Consider the following 5,733-nt stretch of genomic DNA (forward strand, 5'->3'; position numbering starts at 1 on the left):
AGACTCGGAATGGACACCCGTCCATGGGAATCTGTCTAGTTCAGGCACCATCGGCTCGAGGTCGCTTCGGTCCGGCAATTGAAGCTGAAAGCGCTCCTTCATCTTCGCTAGTCCAAAGAGCGATTCATCGGTGAGTAAGCTGCGATTTGCCTCGACGGATGCACTTCAAAGCAAAGCTAGCAGAGGAAGAGGCAGTGCTAGTCGCCGATAGGCGGGCGCCTTGTACTTTTCTTAAGAGAGAGCAGGTGACGAAGAAATTCGCCGTTAATGGGATTCCGCAGCCAAGCGATTGTTAGAGACGCTCAAACAATAACAATGGGAATCATTTATGTAAGGATATATCCTCAATAATCGAGGTTATGCTCCAGAATTTCGTCAAATAATAAACAAATTTAAAGAATCGTTACTTTTTATAGTCGTTAAGTTTGTAAAAACACGCAAAAGGTGGTAAAAATGATACTTGGTGCTAAAGAGAAGTTAAACGAAGAAAAAATAAAGGAGTTATTATTTTAATGGCCAAATCACTTCCATTTACAATTTCGAAAACAGAAAATTTCTTTGATCGCCTTGGAGATTATATTGGTGATGTATTTTATGACATTCTACCGGAACAAGGTTATGAATTAAGAGATGAACAGATATATATGGGTTATCAAATCGAACAAGCGTTCAAAAATAAATCGACGATCTTTGCTGAGGCAGGTGTCGGAACCGGAAAAACTTTCGTTTATTTACTGTATGCGATTTGTTACGCGAGGTATAAAGGGAAACCAGCGATTATATCGTGTGCAGACGAGACATTAATCGAACAGCTCGTTAAAAAAGATGGAGATATTCAAAAGTTAGAAGAAGCACTTGGTTTATCTGTTGATGTAAGGTTAGCTAAAGCGAGTGATCAATATGTTTGTATGAAGAAGTTAGAGCCAATCGCAAACGAAACATCTGATGAAGATATTCTTCGTGTTCATGAACAAATACCTGACTTTGTTTTTGCTCAAGGAAGTTCGATGCAATCGTTCGAGCGTTACGGTGATCGAAAAGAGTATCCGTGGGTGTCGAATGAAAAGTGGGAGAAGATTGCTTGGGACCCATTGCAGCAATGTTCAATTTGTGAATGGCGTCATCGAAGTGCCCTGACTTTAAATCGAGAATATTATCGCCATGCGTCTGACTTGATCATTTGTTCCCATGATTTTTATATGGAACATGTTTGGACAAAAGAATCTCGAAAGCGTGAAGGCCAAATGCCATTATTACCTGATGAAAGTTGTGTTGTCTTTGATGAAGGCCATTTATTAGAATTTGCAGCGCAAAAAGCTTTAACATACCGATTTAATTCTGAAACCTTATCGATGATACTCACAAGCTACATGAGTCAGGAAGTTCGCGAGGATTCTCTTCAGTTGATCGAATCGATTCTAGCCCTTCATGATGAGTGGTTTGATGTTTTAAAAGAGACTGCAAGCTACGTAGAAGGTTCAAATCGAAAAGAGGTACCACGAACGAATAAAATGATGAAGGTTGCTTCGTTGATGCATAAGCAAGTTCAAACCTTGCTAGACCAACTTGTATTCGATGCAGGACTATTTACAATCGACGAATATCAAGTCAAAATTATCGAGGAATATTTGGAGTTTTTCTCATATGGGTTAGGGGTTTTATTGGAGGCAGATCAAGGTGTTTTTTGGCTTGAAGAAAACGAATCACAACAAGATTCACTAGTGATTATGCCAAGATTAGTTGAAGACGTTTTGAAAAAGGAAGTATTTTCACGGTCGATTCCATTTGTTTTTTCATCAGCGACGCTTTCTCAAGCTGGAAACTTCCAATACATTGCAGATAGTTTAGGGATCGAGCAATTTGATTCATTCACTGTTTCATCCCCATTTGATTATGAAAAACAAATGAAAATCTTTGGGCGCATTCAAAAATCAGAACAGCAAAAGTGGCAAGAAATAATTAACGATATTTTTAACAACCAAGGACAATCATTAGTTCTATTTTCCTCTAAAGAAGAAATGGATCGCTTTCGTCATGAGGCGGAACAAGTTGATTGGCGTTTTTCGTTTTTGTATGAAGGGGATCGTGAGATTAGTGAGCTAGTTAAAGAATTTCAACATGATGACTCATCCGTTCTCTGTTCCTATCATTTATGGGAAGGCCTAGATGTACCAGGGCAAGCATTATCGCAAGTGATTGTCGCTTCGCTTCCATTTCCACCGAAAGATCCTGTATTTCAAGCGAAGCGAAAACATGCAGGTGACCCTCTAGAAGAAATTGATATGCCATACATGATTCTTCGTTTGAGACAAGGAATTGGACGATTGATTCGAACAAGTGAAGACAAAGGAATCCTTAATATTTGGATGGACCAAACGCAACACAAACAATACGGACAAGAAATACAACAAGTTTTACCTGTTGATATTAAGTGGGTTTAATTGACGAAGGGTGCACTCGATGCCATTGGCAGCGAGTGCTATTTTTTATTCACTATTGATGTAGTGTCAATCGCGTTTAGAAATGAACCCTAAAATTTTTGGTGGAGATACCAAAAATATGAAAACACTCTCTTTATATGTATTTTCCTATATTTTTCCTAAACCTTAATTAAAAGTACATGTATCTGCTTTTACATATAACTAATCGAAATTGTAATAAAATGTAACTGCCCTTTCGTCATATTGGAATAAATTAGAGGTTTCAATCCCTGATTCGGTACGTTACCGTAAGTAATTGTAAATTTCTTAAATGACATTTGATGAAAGGATGATATATATTATGAAGAAATTTATTGGTGCATTTATGACTGTTATCCTGGGACTGGGTATATATGCTGGAACAGCAGGAGCTTATGAATATTTTGATGAACCTCCATTTGATAAATATCTCGTAAGTGAAGGTGATACGTTAAGTTATATCGGAGAGCGTTATAGCGTTGATTTAGACGACCTTTACAGATTTAACCCACATATTGAAGAAGAGGGTTTGATAGCTGGATCGACTATTAATCTAGTTGAGGATACAGAATCTACAGAGAGAACAACATTAAGTGACAGTGAACGTGACCTCCTAGAACGCCTTGTACAGGCAGAAGCTAAAGGAGAAAATTACGAAGGAAAAGTAGCTGTTGCTGAAGTTGTATTTAACCGTGTTGATAGCAGTGAATTCCCAGACAGTGTGTATGGAGTCATCATGGAGGAAGGCCAATTTGAACCAGTCACTACTGGGACGATTAATAACAGTCCAGATTCTGAGGCTGTTGAAGCTGTACAAGAAGCTTTAGAAGGAACGAATCTAGTAAATAGTGCGTTGTTTTTCTGGAATCCAACGACAGCTACCTCAAGGTGGTTGGAAGACAAGACGGTTGTTACACAGATTGATAATCATGAATTCTTAGTATAAGAAAAAGCAAGGGGGTTCCCCTTGCTTTTTTGTGTGCGAGTTAACGTCACATAACATCCATTTGATACGTTCATACTAAGGAAAACGAAATAAAAGGTGATGAAAAAATGACATTGTTTCGGCTTGGATATGTGGCGATGAGTGTAGACCTTCAAAATGCGTCACCTTCGCAAACGATGACGTACAAAAGGTATCAGCAAATTGCGGATAAAGAAGCTGCGAAGAGAAAGCTTGAAAGGATTGCGCAGTCGAATATTCGTAACTGTCTTCGCTTATTAAAACATAATAAATCATATGATGTTGAATTTTTTAGGTTGAGCTCAAGACTTGTACCACTTGCGACACATGAAGAATTAAGTGAGTGGGATTATATAACGCCAATTAAAGAGGATTTAAACGAGTTAGGGACTTATTCTAAGGAAAAACATATGAGGTTAGATTTTCACCCTGACCATTTTGTCGTTCTGAATTCTCAAAAACAAGAGATTTTAAAGACCTCGATCAAAGTTTTGAAATACCATTACTTATTACTTCATCATATGGGACTTGATCCTACTCATCGTTGTGTACTTCATTTAGGTGGCGGATATAAGGATAAAGAAAAATCTCTAGAACAATTTATCGAAAATTGGTCTCTCATCCCAAACGAAATTCAAAAACAAGTGATGATTGAAAATGATGATACAACTTACACACTAGAAAACTGTTTATACGTATGTGAAAAATTAAATATTCCACTCGTCTTTGATCTTCACCATCATTTGGCGAACTACGATAACGAAAACTGGGCAAACCATTGGGAGCGTGTGATTGAAACATGGTCTCACTCTCCATTACCTGTAAAAATGCATATATCCAGCCCTAAAAGTGAAAAAGACTTTAAGAGTCATGCTGACTATGTTGACGTAGAAATGTTTTTAGAGTTTGTGAAAAAAGTGAACGGCTCGATTGATCAAATTGACTGTATGATAGAAGCGAAGCAAAAGGACCGTGCATTGTTTACTTTAGTAGAAGAGATAAAAAAGCACCCAAACGTTAAGATGCATAGTGAAAGTTCTTTTACATGGGAAGCTTAGAAATAGAGTGACTCTTTAAGATAAAACATAACTGAAAAATACCGACCAAGTGTAACATTGCCTAAAACGAAAAGGGCTAACTTTTGGCATTGAACGTTTATATGAACTAAAATGAACCAGACAGGTTACAAATCAAGAATGTTGAAGTGGAGGGTAGATATCATGTTAATTGAAATGTGGACAGACTTTGCATGACCATTTTGCTATATAGGAAAAAGGCGTCTGGAGGACGCTATTCAGAAAGTAGATCAATCCATTGAAGTGGAATATCGAAGCTTTGAGTTAGACCCTGCAATGGAATGGGATGTCGTTTATAACATTTACGAAAAATTAGCGAATAAATATGGCATGAGCGTAGAGCAAGCAAAAGCAAACATAAAAAATATGGTGCAAATGGCGCAAGGTGCTGGCCTAGATTTTCAAATGGACACTTTAGTTTTAACAAATACGTTTGATGCACACCGTTTAACGATGTTAGCAAAACAGAAAGGTTTAGCTCATGAAATGGAAGAACGATTGTTCAAGGCTCATTATACAGAATCAAAACATATTGGAGATCATCAAACATTGATTCAATTAGCAGAGGAAGTTGGTTTGGATCCTAGCCGAGTAGAAGAATTGTTGAATAGTGATCTTATGAGTGATCAGGTTCGTGCGGATGAACAAGAAGCTACGCAACTAGGTATAAAAAGTGTTCCATATTTCCTTATCGACCGTGAGTACGCCATTACTGGAGCGCAGTCGACTGAAGCGTTTGTACAACTTTTGCAAAAAGTTATTGATGGAGATGGAAAAGATACAAACGAATCAACTAGATTAATCTAAATGTATTTTAAAGTGACTCCTCTACAAATGGTTTGTAGGGGAGTCTTTAGGAGAGTAATTTGAGACTCTTCTTAAGTAAATGGCTATTTCAATTAATAATACAAAGATTTGGTATAAATTGGGCCTTTCAATATTAAAGGTGTTTTGATAATATATTATTTGTGACAGCGAAAAATATATTTTCACAGCAAGTGAACTTCTCAAAAAAACACTTGCAGAGAATTTTTTCTCGTGATATAATTAAATTCTTGAAGCGGAGTTAATCCCTTCGAGGGAAAAACTGACCTTTGAAAACTAAACAAAAAGCTAAGCGACCAGCGGGATCTTATTTGAGATTCTGTCAATGAAACAATAAAGATGTCAGAGACATCAAACTCTATTGGAGAGTTTGATCCTGGCTCAGGACGAACGCTGGCGGCGTGCCTAA

5 protein-coding genes are annotated in these 5,733 nt (G+C 37.5%); 4 read left to right on the plus strand and 1 reads right to left on the minus strand.

All coding sequences use genetic code 11. The annotated features are described in order from the left end of the window. Positions 1 to 512 precede the first annotated feature (512 nt). From HNQ41_RS16310 to HNQ41_RS16325, 4 genes are all read left to right on the plus strand, one after another. The gene (locus HNQ41_RS16310) at positions 513 to 2,441 is read left to right on the plus strand and encodes an ATP-dependent DNA helicase (RefSeq protein ID WP_184665506.1); all 1,929 of its coding nucleotides are present in this window, start codon (positions 513 to 515) and stop codon (positions 2,439 to 2,441) included. Positions 2,442 to 2,781: 340 nt separating this feature from the next. Then, positions 2,782 to 3,405 (plus strand): cell wall hydrolase, encoded by a 624-nt coding sequence (locus HNQ41_RS16315; protein WP_184665507.1) that lies wholly within the window; start codon positions 2,782 to 2,784, stop codon positions 3,403 to 3,405. A 107-nt stretch (positions 3,406 to 3,512) separates the two neighbouring features. Beyond that, entirely contained in the window at positions 3,513 to 4,481 is a 969-nt protein-coding gene (uvsE, locus tag HNQ41_RS16320; protein ID WP_184665508.1) for a UV DNA damage repair endonuclease UvsE, read from the plus strand. Between the two features lie 207 nt (positions 4,482 to 4,688). Continuing rightward, positions 4,689 to 5,306 carry a DsbA family protein gene (locus HNQ41_RS16325; RefSeq protein WP_184665509.1) on the plus strand — a complete coding sequence of 206 codons (618 nt, stop codon included), beginning with the start codon at positions 4,689 to 4,691 and terminating at the stop codon, positions 5,304 to 5,306. Between the two features lie 200 nt (positions 5,307 to 5,506). On the opposite strand, the gene HNQ41_RS16555 is transcribed toward HNQ41_RS16325, so the two are convergent. Beyond that, positions 5,507 to 5,733, minus strand: a 227-nt coding sequence (locus tag HNQ41_RS16555; protein ID WP_221301981.1) for a hypothetical protein, incomplete at its 5' end; no start/stop codon positions are given.

The organism is Texcoconibacillus texcoconensis (assembly GCF_014202575.1).
GTDB classification, from domain to species: domain Bacteria; phylum Bacillota; class Bacilli; order Bacillales; family Salisediminibacteriaceae; genus Texcoconibacillus; species Texcoconibacillus texcoconensis.